21 protein-coding genes and 2 pseudogenes are annotated in these 18,652 nt (G+C 61.8%); 12 read left to right on the top strand and 11 right to left on the bottom strand.

The window, feature by feature from the left end; genetic code table 11:
• Positions 1 to 169: 169 nt before the first annotated feature.
• From RDN59_RS01505 to RDN59_RS01480, 6 genes are read right to left on the bottom strand one after another with little or no spacing between them, the layout of a single operon-like run.
• On the bottom strand, positions 170 to 736 hold the full coding sequence (locus RDN59_RS01505; protein ID WP_308606243.1) for an alkaline shock response membrane anchor protein AmaP: 567 nt from the start codon (positions 734 to 736) through the stop codon (positions 170 to 172).
• Entirely contained in the window at positions 729 to 1,307 is a 579-nt protein-coding gene (locus RDN59_RS01500) for a DUF6286 domain-containing protein (protein WP_308606242.1), read from the bottom strand. The genes RDN59_RS01505 and RDN59_RS01500 overlap by 8 nt, the downstream gene beginning before the upstream one ends.
• Entirely contained in the window at positions 1,300 to 2,202 is a 903-nt protein-coding gene (locus RDN59_RS01495; protein ID WP_308606240.1) for an Asp23/Gls24 family envelope stress response protein, read from the bottom strand. The genes RDN59_RS01500 and RDN59_RS01495 overlap by 8 nt, the downstream gene beginning before the upstream one ends.
• On the bottom strand, positions 2,202 to 2,396 hold the full coding sequence (locus tag RDN59_RS01490) for a hypothetical protein (protein WP_010189668.1): 195 nt from the start codon (positions 2,394 to 2,396) through the stop codon (positions 2,202 to 2,204). Before RDN59_RS01490 ends, RDN59_RS01495 begins: the two co-directional genes overlap by 1 nt.
• Before the next feature lie 32 nt (positions 2,397 to 2,428).
• Positions 2,429 to 2,734 carry a hypothetical protein gene (locus RDN59_RS01485; RefSeq protein ID WP_308606239.1) on the bottom strand — a complete coding sequence of 102 codons (306 nt, stop codon included), beginning with the start codon at positions 2,732 to 2,734 and terminating at the stop codon, positions 2,429 to 2,431.
• 1 nt (position 2,735) lies between these two features.
• Entirely contained in the window at positions 2,736 to 3,233 is a 498-nt protein-coding gene (locus RDN59_RS01480; RefSeq protein ID WP_046648480.1) for an Asp23/Gls24 family envelope stress response protein, read from the bottom strand.
• Positions 3,234 to 3,881: 648 nt separating this feature from the next.
• Here RDN59_RS01480 and rpsJ point away from each other — a divergent pair.
• From rpsJ to rpsQ, 11 genes are read left to right on the top strand one after another with little or no spacing between them, the layout of a single operon-like run.
• Positions 3,882 to 4,187, top strand: coding sequence for a 30S ribosomal protein S10 (rpsJ, locus tag RDN59_RS01475; RefSeq protein ID WP_308606238.1), 306 nt, complete (start codon positions 3,882 to 3,884; stop codon positions 4,185 to 4,187).
• Between the two features lie 35 nt (positions 4,188 to 4,222).
• Complete coding sequence (gene rplC, locus RDN59_RS01470; protein ID WP_308606237.1) at positions 4,223 to 4,879, top strand: 50S ribosomal protein L3; 657 nt, start codon at positions 4,223 to 4,225, stop codon at positions 4,877 to 4,879.
• Positions 4,876 to 5,538, top strand: coding sequence for a 50S ribosomal protein L4 (rplD, locus tag RDN59_RS01465; RefSeq protein WP_010189650.1), 663 nt, complete (start codon positions 4,876 to 4,878; stop codon positions 5,536 to 5,538). The genes rplC and rplD overlap by 4 nt, the downstream gene beginning before the upstream one ends.
• Positions 5,538 to 5,843 (top strand): 50S ribosomal protein L23, encoded by a 306-nt coding sequence (gene rplW / locus RDN59_RS01460; RefSeq protein ID WP_042529293.1) that lies wholly within the window; start codon positions 5,538 to 5,540, stop codon positions 5,841 to 5,843. Before rplD ends, rplW begins: the two co-directional genes overlap by 1 nt.
• Before the next feature lie 39 nt (positions 5,844 to 5,882).
• A complete protein-coding gene (gene rplB / locus RDN59_RS01455; RefSeq protein ID WP_010189648.1) occupies positions 5,883 to 6,719 on the top strand; it encodes a 50S ribosomal protein L2 in 837 nt (278 codons plus the stop codon).
• 13 nt (positions 6,720 to 6,732) lie between these two features.
• Positions 6,733 to 7,011, top strand: coding sequence for a 30S ribosomal protein S19 (rpsS, locus tag RDN59_RS01450; protein ID WP_010189646.1), 279 nt, complete (start codon positions 6,733 to 6,735; stop codon positions 7,009 to 7,011).
• A 3-nt stretch (positions 7,012 to 7,014) separates the two neighbouring features.
• Positions 7,015 to 7,377 (top strand): 50S ribosomal protein L22, encoded by a 363-nt coding sequence (gene rplV, locus RDN59_RS01445; protein ID WP_010189645.1) that lies wholly within the window; start codon positions 7,015 to 7,017, stop codon positions 7,375 to 7,377.
• Positions 7,377 to 8,123 carry a 30S ribosomal protein S3 gene (gene rpsC / locus RDN59_RS01440; protein WP_308606236.1) on the top strand — a complete coding sequence of 249 codons (747 nt, stop codon included), beginning with the start codon at positions 7,377 to 7,379 and terminating at the stop codon, positions 8,121 to 8,123. Before rplV ends, rpsC begins: the two co-directional genes overlap by 1 nt.
• A 3-nt stretch (positions 8,124 to 8,126) precedes the next feature.
• Positions 8,127 to 8,543 (top strand): 50S ribosomal protein L16, encoded by a 417-nt coding sequence (gene rplP, locus RDN59_RS01435; RefSeq protein ID WP_010189643.1) that lies wholly within the window; start codon positions 8,127 to 8,129, stop codon positions 8,541 to 8,543.
• A complete protein-coding gene (gene rpmC, locus RDN59_RS01430) occupies positions 8,543 to 8,773 on the top strand; it encodes a 50S ribosomal protein L29 (RefSeq protein ID WP_046648476.1) in 231 nt (76 codons plus the stop codon). The genes rplP and rpmC overlap by 1 nt, the downstream gene beginning before the upstream one ends.
• A gap of 2 nt (positions 8,774 to 8,775) precedes the next feature.
• Positions 8,776 to 9,057 carry a 30S ribosomal protein S17 gene (gene rpsQ, locus RDN59_RS01425; protein ID WP_010189641.1) on the top strand — a complete coding sequence of 94 codons (282 nt, stop codon included), beginning with the start codon at positions 8,776 to 8,778 and terminating at the stop codon, positions 9,055 to 9,057.
• A gap of 95 nt (positions 9,058 to 9,152) precedes the next feature.
• On the opposite strand, the gene RDN59_RS01420 is transcribed toward rpsQ, so the two are convergent.
• Both RDN59_RS01420 and RDN59_RS01415 read right to left on the bottom strand, forming a co-directional pair.
• Positions 9,153 to 9,545 (bottom strand): hypothetical protein, encoded by a 393-nt coding sequence (locus RDN59_RS01420; protein WP_308606235.1) that lies wholly within the window; start codon positions 9,543 to 9,545, stop codon positions 9,153 to 9,155.
• Positions 9,542 to 10,410, bottom strand: a pseudogene (locus tag RDN59_RS01415) (carbohydrate kinase). Before RDN59_RS01415 ends, RDN59_RS01420 begins: the two are co-directional and overlap by 4 nt.
• A 97-nt stretch (positions 10,411 to 10,507) precedes the next feature.
• On the opposite strand from RDN59_RS01415, the pseudogene RDN59_RS01410 reads away from it, so the two are divergent.
• Positions 10,508 to 10,819, top strand: a pseudogene (locus tag RDN59_RS01410) (PTS glucose transporter subunit IIA); the annotation flags it as partial.
• A gap of 51 nt (positions 10,820 to 10,870) precedes the next feature.
• Here RDN59_RS01410 and RDN59_RS01405 read toward each other — a convergent pair.
• Genes RDN59_RS01405 through RDN59_RS01395 form a run of 3 tightly spaced genes read right to left on the bottom strand, consistent with a single transcriptional unit; the run spans position 10,871 to position 18,598 of the window.
• Positions 10,871 to 17,059, bottom strand: coding sequence for a DUF5979 domain-containing protein (locus tag RDN59_RS01405; RefSeq protein WP_308606234.1), 6,189 nt, complete (start codon positions 17,057 to 17,059; stop codon positions 10,871 to 10,873).
• Complete coding sequence (locus tag RDN59_RS01400; protein WP_308606233.1) at positions 17,056 to 17,742, bottom strand: LPXTG cell wall anchor domain-containing protein; 687 nt, start codon at positions 17,740 to 17,742, stop codon at positions 17,056 to 17,058. Before RDN59_RS01400 ends, RDN59_RS01405 begins: the two co-directional genes overlap by 4 nt.
• Positions 17,696 to 18,598 carry a class C sortase gene (locus RDN59_RS01395; RefSeq protein ID WP_308606232.1) on the bottom strand — a complete coding sequence of 301 codons (903 nt, stop codon included), beginning with the start codon at positions 18,596 to 18,598 and terminating at the stop codon, positions 17,696 to 17,698. The genes RDN59_RS01400 and RDN59_RS01395 overlap by 47 nt, the downstream gene beginning before the upstream one ends.
• Positions 18,599 to 18,652: the final 54 nt, after the last annotated feature.

Genomic DNA, 18,652 nt, shown 5'->3' with positions numbered 1-18,652 from the left:
TCGGGTGTGCCAGGTATATGCTCCACCAGCGCAATCCCCGAGTTGCGAAGGCGGAGGTAGGTTTCGATATCCCCCATGGGCACAGAGACTAAAACAGCACCAGCAACCCCGCAACCGGAGAGAAGAAAACCCTGCTCACGGGCAGTGTTGTGAGCAGGGTAGGCGGTATCTAGACGACCGCATTGCGCACCTTCGTGAAGTGGACCTTGTACCGCGTATCCACATCCACGTCAGGGAACGCCGCGCGGAAGTCCCGGTTGTTGACCTCAATGGCGTCCTTAATCCGCAGGAGCGGGGTATCGGGATCCGCCAGGACCTCGTATTGCAGAGTCGGCCGCGAGCGGTCGTAGGCGACGAGCAGCGAGACCTTCTCCACGCCCTCAATCTCAGCGAGGGTATCCGCCACTGCGCCCGCAATCGCGGACATCTCAGTTTTAATCGCTCCCTCCTCATTCGATTGCTCCGAAGATACCGCGCTAAACCGATGGTGCCGCAGGTTGCTGATTACAAGCCACAGACCGGCTAGAGCGCACACAATCGTCGCCAAGCCCAGCGCATAGGGCCACCAACTCTGCCCCGGCAAGCCCGCCCATGTGTCGTGATCAACCCACGTTGCCAGGTAAGTGGCAAAAGCGACATCGAAATGGATGAGAATCGGCCACGCGCCCAGAGCAATGAGCAGGACTCCCACAATGGCAAGGATCGTACGGTCCACGCCGGCAAGCGCCTTAGACATTAGCGATCTCCTCCTGTTCATCCTCAAGCACCACGGTGATGTCCGGAGCCGGGGTAATGGCCGCGAGTGCCGCGGTCACCGCCTCAGTTACGCGCTCTTTAAGCTGCGCGTCGTCGGCATCGCCCGTCGCAGTCACCGTAATGCGCGCTTGGTCCCCGGAGATCCGCGCCCTACTGCGCGCTGCTGTAGCTCCTGGCACCCGACGCGCCGTTGCCGACGCCACCCGCGCAATGTCCACCGCGCGCAACCACATCGACGCATCCTCGGAGCCAATCCGCACGTGCGTCGTCTTCCGCGGTGCACACGCAGCCCACAACAAAATAAGTCCGATGAGGATCGCCGCGCCGCCGGCCACCAGCATCCACCCGTGGATCTCCGGGGAGGACATCACATCGATGAACGGCTGCAACCACGACGCAGCGCCCTCATCGGCACCCACTACCCAGGCCTCACGCCCCACGACCACGGCGGCGACGAGCAGGACGATGCCCAGGATGATGGTCCAGCCGCGCGCCGGCGGGGAGGCCTTCGGGCGTTGACCAAAGCCAACGGGCAGGGAGTTCTCACTCATAATGGCCTCCTTCGTTGATCGTGATGGCGCGCAGCGGCGCCGGGCGCGGGACGTCTACCCGGCGTGTGAACTCGGCCGAGGGCCGAATCTCAATCGGGCGCAGCTGGAGCGGCTCGGCGTGCGGGGAGCGCAGCGCTGGTGCCTGCGGAACGTCCACGTGTCGCGGTTGGACCGGGCGGGGAGTAGTGATGCGGCGCAACGCGAACTCCTGGGGTGACGCCACCGAGCGGACTTCGACGGGCGCGGGGTCCGCGATAACGCGCAGCGGCTGCGGTGCTGCCGTGCGAATTGGCCGCAGCTCGTGGTAGCGCTGCTCTGAAGGGCCGAAACCTTCCGTGCGAACCGCAACCTCGGATGGCGTAGCAACACCACGCACCCGCGGGCCCTCCGGTGCCGCCACAGCACGTACCGTAGCCTCGCGTGGGGCCGCAATGTGGCGCACGGGCACGCCGTTCGCGGTGGTGATGGGCTTTAGGACACGCTCCGGCACAATCGCGGGGATCTGCGCCGGCAGCGGCGCCCGTGTCTCGACCGCCAAGGCAGTCGTGCGTTCGCCTGCCACGGCGCCACCCACGGTGACGTTGACGCGGGTGGTCCGGAAACCGGTGAAATCACGCACGGCCTCACGTATCGCCGTGCGAACGGCTGCCGCAACGTCGGTGACGGGGGAGGGCCAGTAGACGGCAATATCGACGTCGACAGCGACCATCTGCGTATCCGGATCCATCTGCGCCATCACGCGCGGAAAGGCGCGGCCGGCCAAGCCAGCTAGTTTGGCGTCGACAGCCGCGGTTCCCGGCACGCTCGCAATGGCGGCGTTAATAACCTTCTCCATCGCGCGCAGAGAAAAGCGGGTTCGCCCGAAGAGGGTGACCCCGGTAGATTCGGTGTTCACTAGCCTCGGCCTCTATCCTGGCCGACCACGCCCTTCCACACCGCGGTGAGGTCGATGCGGCCGTCGAAATGTGCGCCGATCACGCCGCCCACGGCTGCAAGCAACACCGCGAGCGCGACGTACCACACGCCGAGGTAGATGAAAAAGGCCAGAACCAAGCCGGCGATCACGCCGAGGGAGGTGTAATTCTTCATGGTTTTCCTTTAGTTCTGTATGTCGGTTCCTCTTAGACCGCGTCGTCGAAGACAACGTCCACGCGGCGCACCGCGGGCCAGGTGGTGCGGACGGTGGTGCGGGTGGCGTCGCCAAGCTCGGCGAGGGGAACGCCAGCGCTGACATCAACGACGATGTGCAGCTCTAGGTGCGTGTCATCCTGCGGGCTGGGGCGGCGGATGCCGTGCACGCGCTCACCGGGGAAGAGCAGCGCGACCTCCCCGAACCGGCCGGGCGAAAGCTTGGCGACGCCCCTCAGATCCGTCACCGCCTCCGCTATGGACGTGGCAATGGGGAGGGTGAGCTCGGCAGAGGTCACGTTATGCCTGGCCCTGGGTAACTGCCGGGGCCGTTTCGGCGGACTCGTCTTCTTCGCGCGGCAGCTTGACGTCGTGGACGACGACGTCGACGCGATCGACGGACAGACCGGTCATGCGCTCGACCGCATTCATGATGTTGCGGCGGATAGCCTCGGCGAGCTCGTGGATGGCCACGCCGTACTCGGCGATGATGGCGATATCAATGGAAGCGGTGCCGTTGTTCACCTCGACGCTCACGCCCTGGCGGACGTCCTCGGAAGCGCCGAAGGATTCGCGGATGGAGCCCATCATGCGGGCGCCACCGCCGCCGAGGGCGGCGACGCCGGAAACCTCGCGGGCAGCGATGCCGGCGATCTTGGACACAACGACATCATCGATGCGGGTGGTGCCGAAATCGGTCTCCAGGTTCTTGTTGCGCTCCGGGGCAGGGGCCGGGGTGGCGTCGTTAGCCGGGGCGGTCTGCTCGGCGACGTCCTTGGGGGTGGTGTTCTCAGCCATGGTGGATCCCTCTCACTGTGTAGTTGATGTAGGTCTGTATCTACGCCACGAGCTTAACCGCGAACGCGGTCCGCGGGGCGGCGGAGAGTCAATCCTTGGCCAAAACGTGATGTTACGCACTGTTTCTGCAGGAGTTTGGAAAACGCGAGGTTACGTGCTTAAATACAGGGGTTGCTTTAACACAGCGACGTAGCCGCAGGCTGATGCCTGTAGGGCGTTGTTGCTGGTAAGGCGAACATGACACCTTTGTTGTGGAGTTCTTCTGGAACAACACGCGAAGGTCATCCGATCGGGCTAGGTCCGCGCTTGAGCAGAGACAATCCCGAGAAGATGGACCGGAGAAGGGGCATGGCAAATAAACAGCGGCAGTATATGAATAAGGCTTTGGTTGCGGATCTTTAAGATCTAACGCCCCAGTCTTCTTCCTATTTACTTTGACTACGGGTCTTGTACCCCGTCACGAGCACTGCACTCTGGGTTTTTGCCTTAAGTCACTCTCGTGGTCGTCATGACAGTCAGACAACTGGCGTTGAGCCATGGCTTCCAGCCCGGACAACGTTATAGAGAAATCGAGAAGCAATTTCCCACCGCTTCACGCCCCGGATAGGCCGGGAATGTGAAAGTGGGGAAGCGAGGAAGAGGATAAGCGTGGCGGGACAAAAAATCCGCATTCGGCTGAAGGCCTACGACCACGAGGCCATCGACGCTTCTGCTAAGAAGATCGTCGAGACCGTTACCCGTACGGGTGCTCGTGTTGTCGGCCCGGTGCCGCTCCCAACCGAGAAGAACGTATACGCCGTTATTCGTTCTCCGCACAAGTACAAGGGCTCTCGCGAGCACTTCGAGATGCGCACTCACAAGCGCCTCATCGACATTCTCGACCCGACCCCGAAGACCGTTGACGCCCTTATGCGCATCGACCTTCCGGCAAGCGTCGACGTGAATATCCAGTAAGCGATCGACACAACGTATTTGGTGGAGAACAAACAATGAGTGAAAACGAGATCAAGGGAATTCTGGGCACCAAGCTCGGCATGACCCAGGTCTTCGACGAGGAGAACCGCGTTGTGCCGGTGACCGTCGTCGAGGCTGGCCCGTGCGTGGTTACCCAGATCCGTACTGTAGAAACCGATGGCTACAACGCCATCCAGATTGCCTTCGGTGAGAAGGACCCGCGCAAGGTCAATAAGCCTGCAACCGGTCACTTCAAGAAGGCTGGCGCGACCCCGCGCCGTTACGTCGCTGAGATCCGCATGGACGACACCTCCGCATACGAGGTCGGCCAGGAGGTCAAGGTGGATATCTTCGAGGGCGTGTCCTTCGTTGACGTTACCGGCACCACCAAGGGTCACGGCTACGCTGGCGCCATGAAGCGCCACGGCTTCGCAGGCCAGGGCGCTGCCCACGGTAACCAGGCTGCTCACCGCCGCGTTGGTGGCATTGGTGGCGCTTCGTTCCCGGGCCGCGTCTTCAAGGGTAAGCGCATGGCTGGCCGCATGGGCCAGGACCGCGTGACCACCCAGAACCTGAAGATTCAGAAGATTGATGCCGAGTCCAACCTGCTGCTCATCAAGGGTGCTATCCCGGGTGCGCGCGGTGGCCTCGTCACCGTTAAGACCGCAGTGAAGGGCGGTGCACACGCATGAGCAACCTCAAGCTAGACGTCCAGACCGCTGACGGTAAGACCAACGGCACCGTTGAGTTGCCGGCAGAGCTCTTTGACACCGAGGCATCCATTGCTCTGATGCACCAGGTTGTCAACGCACAGCTCGCTGCCGCTCGTCAGGGTACCCACAAGACCAAGACCCGCGGCGAGGTCCGCGGTGGTGGTCGCAAGCCGTTCCGCCAGAAGGGCACCGGCCGCGCCCGCCAGGGTTCCATCCGTGCTCCGCACTACACCGGCGGTGGCACCGTGCATGGCCCGGTTCCGCGCGACTACTCCCAGCGCACCCCGAAGCGCATGATCAAGGCTGCTCTCTACGGCGCACTGTCTGACCGTGCACGCAACGAGCGCATCCACGTCATCGAGGAGCTCGTCCCGGGCCAGACCCCGTCCACCAAGCAGGCCAAGGCTTTCATCGAGCGCCTCACTGACCGCAAGAATGTTCTTCTGGTCATCGGCCGCGAGGACATCAATGCTCGCCGCAGCGCCAACAACCTGCCGAACGTCCAGATCCTGGACGCCGGCCAGCTGAACACCTACGACGTCCTCTACTCGGACGACGTTGTGTTCTCCGTTGAGGCTCTGCACACCTTCGTCGAGCGCGCTACCGGCGCCGCCGAGGAAGCTAAGGAGGAGAAGTAATGGCTAAGCTCGCTAACCCGCGCGACGTCATCATCGCACCGGTTGTGTCCGAGAAGTCCTACGGCCTGATGGAGCAGAACGTCTACACGTTCTACGTCTCCACGGACTCCAACAAGACCCAGATTAAAGATGCCGTCGAGCAGATCTTCGGCGTGAAGGTTGCTTCCGTGAACACCGTGAACCGTGCAGGTAAGCGCAAGCGCACCCGCACCGGCTTCGGTCAGCGTAAGTCCACCAAGCGCGCCTACGTGACGCTCCGTGAAGGCAGCGACTCCATCGACGTCTTCGGCGGTTCTGCTAGCTAGCAGAACGGCTTAAAGAGCCGATAAGGAAAAGGAAGAATTATGGCTATTCGTAAGTACAAGCCGACAACTCCGGGTCGCCGCGCATCCTCCGTGTCCGAGTTCGAGGAAATCACTCGCTCGACCCCGGAGAAGTCCCTGCTGCGCCCGCTGAGCAAGACTGGTGGTCGTAACAACTACGGCCGCATCACCACCCGCCACATCGGCGGTGGCCACAAGCGCCGTTACCGTCTCATCGACTTCCGTCGTACCGACAAGGACGGCATCCCTGCAAAGGTCGCTCACATCGAGTACGACCCGAACCGTACCGCTAACATCGCCCTCCTGCACTACGCAGACGGCGAAAAGCGCTACATCATCGCCCCGAAGGGCTTGAAGCAGGGCACCATCGTTGAGGCTGGTCCGAACGCAGATATCAAGGTTGGCAACAACCTGCCGCTGCGCAACATCCCGACCGGTACCACCATCCACGCTGTGGAGCTCAAGCCGGGCGCTGGCGCTAAGCTGGCTCGCTCCGCTGGTGCCTCCATCCAGCTGCTGGGTAAGGAAGGCAAGTACGCCATCCTGCGTATGCCGTCCTCCGAGATTCGTCGCGTCGACATCCGTTGCCGCGCCACCGTCGGTGAGGTTGGCAACGCTGACCAGATGAACATCCGTTGGGGCAAGGCCGGCCGTATGCGTTGGAAGGGCGTCCGCCCGACCGTCCGCGGTGTCGTTATGAACCCGGTCGACCACCCGCACGGTGGTGGTGAGGGTAAGACCTCGGGTGGTCGCCACCCGGTGTCGCCGTGGGGCCACAAGGAAGGCCGCACCCGCAACCCGAACCGTTACTCGAACAACATGATCGTGCGCCGTCGTCGCCCGAACAAGAAGCGCTAAGAGGAGGTAAACAATGCCACGCAGCCTTAAGAAGGGCCCGTTCGTCGATGAGCACCTCCTCAACAAGGTTGATGCTCAGAACGAGGCCGGCACCAAGCAGGTCATCAAGACCTGGTCTCGCCGCTCCACCATCCTGCCCGATTTCATCGGTCACACCTTCGCCGTCCACGACGGCCGCAAGCACGTGCCGGTGTTCGTCGAGGACTCCATGGTTGGTCACAAGCTCGGTGAGTTCGCACCCACCAAGACCTTTAAGGGTCACGTCAAGGACGACAAGAAGGGACGTCGATAAGCGATGAGTGACACCATCACCTCCGCATCCGCAACGGCTCGCTACGTCCGCGTTACCCCGATGAAGGCACGCCGCGTCATCGACCTGGTCCGCGGTAAGTCCGTAGCCGAGGCACTTGCAATCCTGAAGTACGCTCCGCAGGGCGCCGCTGAGCCGGTTGCCAAGGTCGTTGCATCCGCAGCTGCCAACGCTGAGAACAACTTCGGCCTGGATCCGCGCACCCTGGTCATCTCCGAGGCCTACGCCAACGAGGGTCCGACCATGCGTCGTTTCCAGCCGCGCGCACAGGGCCGCGCATTCATGATTCGTAAGCGCACCAGCCACATCACCGTGGTTGTCGAGAGCCAGAAGGAAGGGGCCAAGTAATGGGCCAGAAGATCCATCCTCACGGCCTACGTTTGGGCATCACTTCCGACTGGAAGACCCACTGGTACGCCGATAAGGACTACGCAAGCTACGTAGCCGAAGACATCAAGATCCGCGAGTACCTGGAGAAGGGCCTCGACCGCGCCGGCATCGCCGACGTCGTCATCGAGCGCACCCGCGACCGCGTCCGCGTGGACATTCACACCGCCCGCCCGGGCATCGTGATTGGCCGCCGCGGTGCTGAGGCTGACCGTATTCGCCGCGAGCTGGAGAAGCTCACCGGCAAGATGGTTGCCCTCAACATTCTCGAGGTCAAGCAGGTCGACGCCAACGCAACCCTGGTTGCACAGTCCATCGCTGAGCAGCTGGTTAACCGCGTGGCATTCCGCCGCGCAATGCGCAAGGCCATCCAGTCCGCTATGCGCCAGCCGCAGGTTAAGGGTATTAAGATCCTCCTGGCTGGTCGTCTGGGCGGCGCTGAGATGTCCCGCACCGAGCGCTACCACGAGGGTCGCGTTCCGCTGCACACCCTTCGCGCCGAGATCGACTACGGCACCGCAGAGGCCCACACCACCTTCGGCCGCATTGGCATCAAGGTGTGGATCTACAAGGGTGACGTTGTCGGTGGCGTCCGCGAGTCCGAACTGAACGCTCCGGCGCAGGGCCGTGGCCGCGGCGACCGCAACGGTCGTCCGCGTCGTGGTGGCCAGCGTCGCCAGCGCGCACAGCAGAAGCAGGAGGGCTAATCCATGCTGATTCCTAAGCGCGTCAAGTACCGTCGTCAGCACCGCCCGACCCGCTCGGGTGTGTCCAAGGGCGGTAACCGCATCAACTTCGGTGACTACGCCATCCAGGCTCTCGAGCCGGCGTACATCACCAACCGCCAGATTGAGGCCGCACGTATTGCCATCAACCGCCACGTCAAGCGTGGTGGCAAGGTGTGGATCAACATCTTCCCGGACCGTCCGTTGACCCAGAAGCCGCTCGGCGTGCGTATGGGTTCCGGTAAGGGTCCCGTCGAGAAGTGGGTTGCCAACGTTAAGCCGGGCCGCATCCTCTTCGAGATGACCTACCCGAACGAGGCTACTGCCATCGAGGCTCTGCGCCGCGCTGGTCAGAAGCTTCCGTGCAAGGTCCGCATCATCAAGAAGGAGGACCAGTTCTAATGGCTAACGGTACCCCCGCCCACGAGTTCCGCGAGCTCGACAACGCTGAGCTGGAGAACCGCCTGAAGGACGCGAAGGAAGAGCTCTTCAACCTTCGTTTCCAGAAGGCCACCGGCCAGCTGACCAACAACCGCCGCATCGGCACGGTTAAGCGCGACATTGCCCGCATCTACACCGTTCTGCGCGAGCGCGAGCTGGGCCTGTCCGTTGCTCCGGGAGCTGAGGCTTAATCATGAGTGAGGCAAACGTGAACACTAAGAAGGAAAAGGGCGCTCGCAAGACCCGCACCGGCATCGTTGTCTCCGACAAGATGAATAAGACCATCGTTGTCGAGCTCGAGGACCGCAAGCAGCACGCCCTCTACGGCAAGATCATGCGCACTAACAAGAAGGTTAAGGCGCACGACGAGAACGAGACCGCCGGCATCGGCGACCGCGTTCTCATCGCCGAGACTCGCCCGCTGTCCAAGGACAAGCACTTCCGTCTCGTCGAGATCGTGGAGAAGGCTAAGTAAAATCTAGCCCTCTTCTACGTAAATAGCCCCCACGCTAAGCGTGGGGGCTATTTTTTGGCTCCTGCAAGGCACTCGCGGGAAGTGGAGGAGATTTCCTAGCGCGCGCCGCGGTGTGTGAGCGCAATGGCGCAACAAAACCCACTGAGCACCGCGCCTACCCCGAGTAGGAAAGTGCCGATGCGGTAGGGCGTGGCGTTCACCAGGTCGATGGAGTTATAGATCCGCAGCCACACCAACCAGCCAGCGATGAGCGCAACGCCCCCGACAGCCGAAAGGGCACGTAAGCCGCGGGTGGGGCGCTGGGAGGGGGAGAAGGCGTGGTAGGAGGCGTCGATAAGCGCTAGCGCGGCGAGCGCCACCGATGCCCACGCCGCAAACGGCACCGGCAGAAGTGCTGCGCTACCGAAGACCACCGGCAGGATAAAGGCCCCGGCCACCAGCACAAAGAGCAGGCCGTGCACTACACCGGCACGCACTGGGTAGTTCATAGGCGCTCCTCCACTTCCGGAAGCGTGGGCGGTTGCGCACCCGTGCGGGAAACCGTAATGGCTGCGGCCGTCGCCGCGAAGTGGAGGATCTCCTGCCACTCTTCGGCGCTTAAAGCGCTGATATCCCGCGTTAGCAACTGGCTCAGCAGCGCGGCCATGACCGTGTCACCGGCTCCAATGGTGTCTGCCACCTCGACCTTAACCGGCGGGACCTGCAGCGATACCGAATCCGTGCGCACGCCAACCCCTCTGCGCCGCGGGTCGTTACGACGATGGGTACCTGTGCCAGTGCGTCTTCGCCTAGGAATTCCACTTCTTCGTCGCTTAACTTCAACAAAGTGACGTGTGGCAACAGCGATAACAAGAATTCACGATGCTCCGGGGTGGCGAAGAAGGGGCGAATGTTAGGGTCCAGCGCGACCTTCGTGCCCTTCGCAGCAAGGTCCTTTAGCAACTCGGCATAGCGGGAGGCGCCAGGTTCCAGGGCGAGGGAGACGGTGCCGAAACAGGCCCAGGGGACGTCGACAAGCGCTGGATCTACAAAGCGGTCGGCGGTGCCTTCCGTGTAGAAGGAGTAGGTGGCTGAGCCGTCCTCGCCGATGTTGCAGACCGCCAGCGTGGTGGGTTCCTCGCCGCGCTGCACAAGGGAGGTGTCCACGCCCTCCTCGGTGAGACGCTCCATGAGCGCTTGCCCGAAGGCATCCCGCGAGAGCCGCGACTGAAACCCCACGTCAGCGCCCAAGCGCCCCGTCGCGACCGCGACGTTGAAAGGACCGCCACCCAATGCCGGTGTTAAATCCGCCAGCTGACCGTGCTCGCGCGGAACGAGGTCAACAAGGCCTTCGCCACACACCATAATCTCCATGGAACCCATACTATCGAGAGCATGAACTACCGTCCGCTTTTCCACCTCTCTCCGCCCCTCCGGCCGCCTCAATGGCCCGAATGGGGTCTTCATCGACGGCAACAACGTGGACATCCTCATGCACATCGGCTTCGACACCGTGAACCTGAAGGGTGAACACTTCACCTCGCATGTGTCCAAGGGCGATGAGGTGAAGGCTGGCGACCTCCTCTGCGAGTTCGACATCGAGGTCATCAAGGCCGTCGACTACCCGGTGACCACCCCGGTGGTCGTGTCCAACTCGAAGAAGACGGGGCCAGTGCTCCCGGCCTATGCCATGGGCGAGGAGATCTCCTTCGGCGATGCGCTTCTTACCGTGGACCCAAAACCAGAACCCGCTGAGGTTAGTTCCGCGGCTCCCCAGGCCTAAACCACAGAGGGTGAAACGGACAACGTTGTCCGTTTCACCCTCTGTGTCGTTTTAAGCGCGTTTCCTCAACCAGAGGGCTGTTCCTGCAAGCCCGATTCCGGCGAGCAGCCACAGCACCAAGGTCCTGCTACCGGTGAGGGGCAGAGCGCCTTGGGCCACGTTGGCCACTTGGATGATGGCCGGTTCGTCGGCCTCTGGGTTTGCCTCCACGAGGGTGATGAGACCGGAGTTTTCCGTGACTCCCTCGATGGAGATTCGAAGATCTTCGAAGGCAGGGTCATTGGCCGCTGCGACGGTGAACTTCCACGCACCAGGCAAGAGCGAGGCGCCGTCACCTGCCTTGGTCTCCACCAGGAAGTAGGTGCCCGGCTTCAGGCGGGTGGTGAAGGTGTTGCTCACTTCACCGGCCGTGCCTTCGACGGTGGTCATATCGGAGATCTTCTCAGCCAGGGAGCCGTCGGCAGCCGCGCCGTAGATAGAGAACTCAGCACCGCCCAGGGCGGTGGTGAGGTCTGCCTGGACCTTTTGTACTTGGACTTCGCCGTCGTTGCGGTAGACGCCGTTGGTGATCGCGGCAGTCGGCAGATCTGCATTCAGGGTGAGGCCCTCAGGGCCGATGGCGTGGAGGAATTTTTCGCCTTCGTCGTCAAGCGTGGTGTAGTAGGGCGTCATCTGCAGGTTCTCGGCATCAAGCCTGTCCTGCACCGCCTGTGGCGGGGCCTGCTCGGTGATGATGCACTCGGAACCCTGGGGCATCGTGGCAGGGGCAGTCCAATTGCCGTCCTGGCGGCTGAGTTCAAAGCTTCCCGCGGATGGGAAGGGCTCCGGCTGGCCGGGAACCAGGTCGTTGAATGTACACGTGTAGGTGAACTCGAAGGAATCAGTATCGGTGACGATGTCCGAGACCTTGTGCCCCGCGAAGTCCTTGGACACTGCAGGCGCTAGCTGCAACACCGTGTAGGTGGGAGCGAAAACAACGCGGTCAGTGCCGGAATTCTGGGTCTGCACTCGAAGTGGTTCGGTAATAGGGACGCTGGCGATGACTCCGGTGGTAGCGTCGCCGCGTGTATGCACGCTACGCCCGGCGACGTCGACAAAACTGTAGTCTGCAGCCAGAGCCTCCGCATGTGATGTGACCTCGCACGAGGTGCCCACGGTGAAGTTACCGATGGTGGTGGGCTCAGCTCCGGATTCCAGCTCCAGGCTCTTTTCTTCCCGTGTGCCCAGCAGCGGATCCGTGCATACTACGGAGGGGCTAAGGGTATTCGGCAGCCATTCGGAAACATCGCCGATACTTGCCCGCTGCTTGGCAAATTCCGCGGTGATGGTTGTGGTGTCGAGCTTGTAGGCGTTGGTCACCTGAAGAGTGTGGCGGTCACCCTCTGCCTCACCCGAAAGGTTCGCGTTGTTGCGCACCAGTTCGCTATCGATAGCGAAGGTGGTGCCTCGCTTGCCTTCGATGGGGGAGGGGGCCGGCCCCGGCTGCGGTGCAGCCCCGTTGTTCACAGTCTCCGTCTCAAAGCTGGTGTCCACCGTGCTGCCTATCGTCACGAGGGTGCCGTTGGCGCCGGGGACCTCGAACTGCGTCTGGGGCTCGTCCTCGATGAAGGTACACACGAAGTTGGCGGGCACCTCCATGGTGTCGCTGGTGACCTGGGAAGCACCGTCGGTAGCGGAGTCCGGGACATAGGTGAGTGAACCCTGTCCGCCACCCTTCGGGAACTTCACCGAGGCGGTGCGGGTCGGATCCGGGATGAAGGGGTGATCCGGAGCCGAAGGATCCGTGCAGCGCAGCGTGCCCGTGGCGGGCGCCAAGTCGGTGCTCTGGGCCAGCTTGTGGCCTTGCTCTGCATCGAGCTTCTTGTTCACGCTTACTGGCACCGTGTAGAGGTCGTAGGTATTCCACAGGATGGCCGTGTAGTTGAAGCCAGCATCGCGGATTTCATAGGTGGCCGCGTGGGGAGTGTCAGGAACCACGGAGCATTCGTCGGCGTCATTGCAGCGCTTTTCGGTTGCGAAACCTGTCTCGCTCTCATCGACTGCCCAACGCGAGCGCCAGGTGGAATAGTAGGCGTCGCCCTGCGCATTAGGATCGTTTGCACCTGGGTCCTTAACCTTAGCGGGATCCTCGCTCAAACGGCAGCTTGCGCCTACCGGGATGCCCTCAATAGCGCTGGCTGCGGCCGCGGAGAAGCGGCCCATACTGAGCTCACCGGAAGCAACCTCCACGTCGTTGAGGGTGCAGGTCCAGGCCACCGGGAACTGTTTGTTGGCGGAGACGGAGGACATACCAGTGCCATCGACCTTTTTCTTGACGTGCATCGAGGCAGCCTTGATGTCATAGGCGTTGGTCACGGTGACCGCCGGAGCGGTAGCGCCGGTTCCCGTGCCGACCTGTACGGTAGCCTCGTTGCCCTGCGTGGTGGTGCCACCGACGTTGATGCTCACGTCCGGCGCCCCTGTGTAGGCCGTGCTCTTAGTGTCTTCGGTCACTGCGCATTCGCTGCCTGCCGGTACCTTGAGGGAAGCAGGCGAATCCGGTCCAAACTCTGCTGCAGTCTGCAGCAGGGTTGTGTCATCACGCGTACACACGACCGAGGCGCTAAACGTCGCGTCCTTGAAAAGTGCCTGGTAGACCGGTGATTCATTCCCCACAGGGGAACCGCCCTGGGTGACGTGAAGTACCTTGGACAGGTTCATCTCCGCGAGGATCGGGCTGTATGTGAACTGTGCCCGGACCAGTTCACTCTGGTTTCCGCTGCCAACGGTCAGGTGAAAGCTCGCTGGCCCATCGGCGGTGATGGTCTCCTCCGTATTGCGAGGGGGACCAGCGCTGAAGACCACCTCGCGGGAGAAGACATCCGTATAGGGCTTGTCCGCGCGGCCTTCTTCCACAGTTATCGTGCAGTTTTCACCACCGCGGACGTTGTCCACGATGACGGATTGGGGGCCGTCGGACGCAGAAGCGTAGACGGTTTCGCTGCCGGTATTGGGGGCGGAGCCGTCGTTGGGAATACAGGCGTAGTCCACCGTGTATTCACGCGGCAGGTAGACATCGGCGTCGGGTGCCTGCAGCAGTGCACGGGAGAAGGCAATTTCTAGCACCTTGGCCGGCTCATCCAGGACCAGCTCAACGTCGAGGCCGTTGGGTCCCTCGTGCACGGTGTATTCCGGGTACTGCAGCGCGGTGCCCGGCTTTTGTTCCACGTCGAGAGCCTCGAGATTCTCCGTGGCGGTCACGGTGATGCTGCACTTGGTGCCCACGGGCAGGCCGCGGGTGGCGTCGTAGCGTTCACTAAAGCTGTCCTGTGGCTGGACCTCCCAGGATTCACCGTGGCGGAGAGCCTTAGTCAGTTTGAGTGGGTTGCCATCGGGCAAGGTGCACACGGCGTTGAGGTTGCCTTCCACGCCGGTGAGGTCGTTGGTGTTGCCCGGATCGACATTATCGGTGTTGACCCTGTAATTGAGGGTGAGCTGGCCATAACTATCCTCGAAGGTGTTCTTCACAGTGGCCGTGATCGGCTCCGCAGAAGCACCACCAGCAGTGGCTGCGGGGACGTCGACAGTCACGGGATCTGGGAGGATGAAATCATAGCCCTCGGAATCAAAGCCTTCCGGCATCTTCTCTTCGATGGTGCACGTGGAGCCAGCCGGGACATCGGCGATCTCGGCCAGCTTGGCGGAGTTGATAGCAAACTCCTTCGGGCCAAAAACCTGCCAGGTGTTGTCCTCAGTCTGGGTACAGGTCATGGTGACCGGGAAGTCAGTCCCGTGGAATTCTGCACCCGCAGCGCCGGCGAGCTCCTTGACCACGTCTACCTGGCGCAAGTTCCTACGGAACTCGAGGTTCGCGGACATGGTGAGGGCTTCGCTCTTGGCGTTGAGCTCCGGGTAGACGTAGGAGTAGTTGCCTGGGCACTCGCGCGGAGTCGGGGTGTAGCCCGGGGACGCGGCGGTGTCTTTCATACAGGCCTGCGAGGACCACTGCGGCTTGGCGAGGGAAAAGCCTTGGGCAATGGGTTCGGCGGAGGAGCCGTCCTCGGTGGGTTTGCCGGTTACCTCGTAGAGACACTGGGTGCCTACCGGGAAGGAACCCAGCGTGGCGCTGCCGGTGAGCGTTCCGTTGGACTCGCTGAGCGGGACCTCGATGGGGTTGTCCCCGCTGCCCGGAACAGGAATGGGGGAGAGGTTTGGATTATCGGAGATCTCTGGGCGGTCGCCAGCATCAGGGATGTAGCGGCAGCGGTAGTTTACCCACACAGACTTCGGAGCGAGATCTGTGTTTCCGCCCCTAAAGACCTCGGGATTATCCACAGCGATCTTGACCTTTTGGGTGACGTGGGGCGAGTCATAGACGTTGGTGGCCTTGAGCGCCACGGCGCCGCCGCGCTGAGAAGGTATTACCTCGAAGGTGGTCTGCGGGTTTTGGGGAGCACCTGTCGGTGTGTACGGCCGGAGCTGCTTATCGACGTACCACTGGTAACCCTCCCGGGGCACGGTACTGCTGATTTTCCCGGGGACCTCCTTGCCGTTGAGCTCCCAGCTCGTGGTGCTGGAGAAGTATCCCGGGCGAGTACGCGGCTCTATTTCGGTGACGGTACAGCTAGCGCCGACAGGGATGCGCTCGTCGAGGGTGTGGGGCAACATGGTTCCGCCATCGAAGGCCGCGGACAGCGGGGAGCCCTCAGCAAAGGCGGGAGAGACGATCCCCTTGAGCGTGAAGGGCTTCTTTTCCGAGTAGGGCGCGCCCGTGTCGGTGCACTGATAAGCAAAGTGGAATTGGCCGTAGTCTTCGGAATTGAGAGCCTGGTTGACCGGCCCGTTGGCCTGAATGAGCTTGGTTATGGATAGTTGCGCGGTTTCCCGGAGCAGGAAAGAACAGTGATAGCTGACATTGGGCTCGCGTGTGAAGCTGACGGTGAGCGTGTCATCCTTCTGCTCTACCTTTTCACCGCTGACTTCAGACCATTGCTCCTTCCCGGGCTGCTGAGCAAAGCACTGGGCGTCCGTGTGCATCTCCAACGGGGTTTTGAGCGTGTAGGCCATCGTGGCCTGCGAAGCCGACTGGTTTCCCGGGATGGACTCGCGGGCAAAGCCATCCGTGGAATCGGTGGGCACGGTCGCCATGTAGGACTTCGTGGGGTCGGGCGCGATCTCTACGTCGCGCCCAGAAACGCGCTCGACGAGTTTTTGGTTTTTATCCACCACGTTGACGCTGGCGGAAAGACATGGACTGACAAAGTCCGCGATGCTGAATATTTCGCCTTGACGGCCAGTGTTACTGATCTGAATCCGCGGTTCGTTGGGAACCCAGACGCTGTAATAGGCGTTGCTATCGATGGAGGCCGAGGCCAATTCCTTCAGCAAGTTCGGACCAGTCAGGTAATAAGGTGCCGAATTGCCTGATTGGAGGATCTTAAAGCCATGGGAGTCACCTTTGTTGGGGTTTGCATCCCGGGGGCTGGGGTCGTAATACCCAGGAACCACGACGCCTGGGTCATCAGACCGGTGCTGGGCACCGAAGCCGACCGGAATCACCTGCACACCCTTCGCGGCCAACTGACGAATGACGTCCTTGGTGGCGTCGAGCTCCTGCTGATCCACACCACGCGCGCTGCCGCCGTCGTTGGCGGTGCCGTCTGAGTTGAGTATGGCAGTAGGCCCCCACTCGGTGAACACCATGATCTGGTCATAGCGTGCGCCCTTGTTGATGTCATCAAGCACCGCCAGCAGGCCGGCCTGCATGTTGTGTGTATCGTTGTAGCCGCGACGCCGAGTGTCCGACAGCCTATTCGAGATTGTCGGATTGAGTTTGCCTGGGTTGCGGGGATCCTCAATCGACGTTTCGCTCAGGTTGGGCGAGTTAACGAGCGTTGCCGGGGAGAGCGAATCATAGGTGTAAATACCGACCTTGGCGGCCGGGTCTTTCTGGAGCAAAGACTCCAGGCCTGGCTGGAGCATCCGGGAAAACACCTGCGGGTACTCCACGATGCCGAAGTGCAGGTAATCGAGACCAGGCCTGTAGGAAGCATCAATCACGACGGCGGTGGACGTACCGCAGCGAGTACTGGGTTTGTCCCAAGGCTGCGCTGTCGGTGAAGCCGGCTGATTCTGCTGAGCCTGTGCGGCGGGAGCAGAGCCATCGGGGAAGGGAAGTGCGACGACAACCGCTGCCACGCTGAGGACGATGACAGCGAGCACTGCCATCACTCGTGCGCTGAGCGTGTGAATGCGTTTCATCGTTGGTCTCCTGTCTGCACTGTGTCCTCGGTGTCCCCCTGGTTACGGCGCTTGCCCCTACGTATCAGGCTGAGGCCGGCCAGAATGGCCAGACCTGCTGCCGCGATCAGCCACCACACGTTGGCGCCAGTGGAGGCCAACCTATCCGACCAGTGGGTGCCACCGTGCTTGTCGGGTTGTGTTTGCGCCGGGCTCGTGCTGGGAGAGCGGGGCGCGCTGGTTGGCCCCGGGGAGCTCGACTGTTGCGGGTAGGTGGGTTCGGCCCACGGCGGGATGGTTGGCGTGGAATCTGAGTCCCCCGTGCTGCCGCCATTGTCATCGCCTCCGTCAGGGGTGCTCTTGTGTTTGGGGTATACCTTCACACCGGCAAGCTCTTTACCGGTCTGGGGATCACGGACCGGCACGGAAAAATCCACCGAACGGTACTCGGGGTTCTCAGGGAAGGTCAGCGTGTAGTGCCCATCAGCGACATCCTGAAAGTCCACGGAGCCGTCCACGGTGCGTAGCGTGGTGCGGTTGCCGGAGGCGTCGACAAGCACGATGGGCACGTCCTCGACATTAATTTGCGGTACGTCATCATAAGGGTTGCCGGGGTCTAGCTGGACATTGATGACGGTGGCAGCGGCCGGAGCAGCGCTAAGCAGTAGGACGAGAACTGCTGTCGGCAGAATCTTGGCGCGCATTCATCCTCCTTCGAACAAAGTACGCCACCACAATCAGGACGATGAGGGCAAGAACCAGGAACATCCACCACTGGATGCTCGTGTTGTTATTAAAAGCATCTTCGGCAGCAGCGTCGTTGGGAACCCTATGCGCATGCACGAGGAGGCGGTGCGAGTTGATGCCGTAGGGAGTGCACGTAATCAGCGTGATGAGATCTTTGCCGGGAACCGGCTGCAAGGAAGAGATTTCCGTGGGCAGTACGGTTTCTATGCTGTCGACCTCATAGGTCATCTGCTGGCCCGCGACGTTGAGGTAGACGCGATCGCCTTCGATGACTTCATCCAGGTCGTCGAAAAGCGTGGCGTGTGCCAGTCCCGTGTGGGCGGTGAGCACCGAATGCATGCCCTCGCCACCGACTGGTAACGGAGAGCCGTAGAGGTGCCCAATGCCTCGCTCCAGCACCTCCGGCTCCGTGCCGTGATAGACGGGGAGCTTGACATTGATGCTGGGGATAGCAATAACGCCCATGGGATCTTTCGGATTACCGGTGACGTTGAGTTGCTCTAGATAGTCCTGGTAGGGGCGGTTATCTTTAGCCACGCGGGCCAGCCAGGGGTCAAGGATTGGTGCACCGGCGTTTTGCTTGTTGTAGGCGTGTGCCGCCTCGATGAGCTCGGTGAAATCCCTGTCCTTGACCGTCGAGTTGCGGTAGGCATCCGCGACGTTGGCCTGCCTCTCATTCTGGTAGTAAGTGGTGACCACCGGATAGAGCAGCACAAGCAGGCTGGCGATGAGAAATAGGACGGAGAGGATCGAGCGGCCACGGCCGCGCGATGTCTCCGCGGGGGAGGATCCGGCATCAGGTGCGCTGCTCAAGGGCAAATCCCCTCCCTTTCCTTCCTATGTTTTCGTCACGTCGCGCGAACCGCG

Source organism: uncultured Corynebacterium sp. (assembly GCF_902489365.1).
Classification (GTDB): Bacteria; Actinomycetota; Actinomycetes; order Mycobacteriales; family Mycobacteriaceae; genus Corynebacterium.
This window is presented reverse-complemented; position numbering and strand designations above follow the sequence as displayed.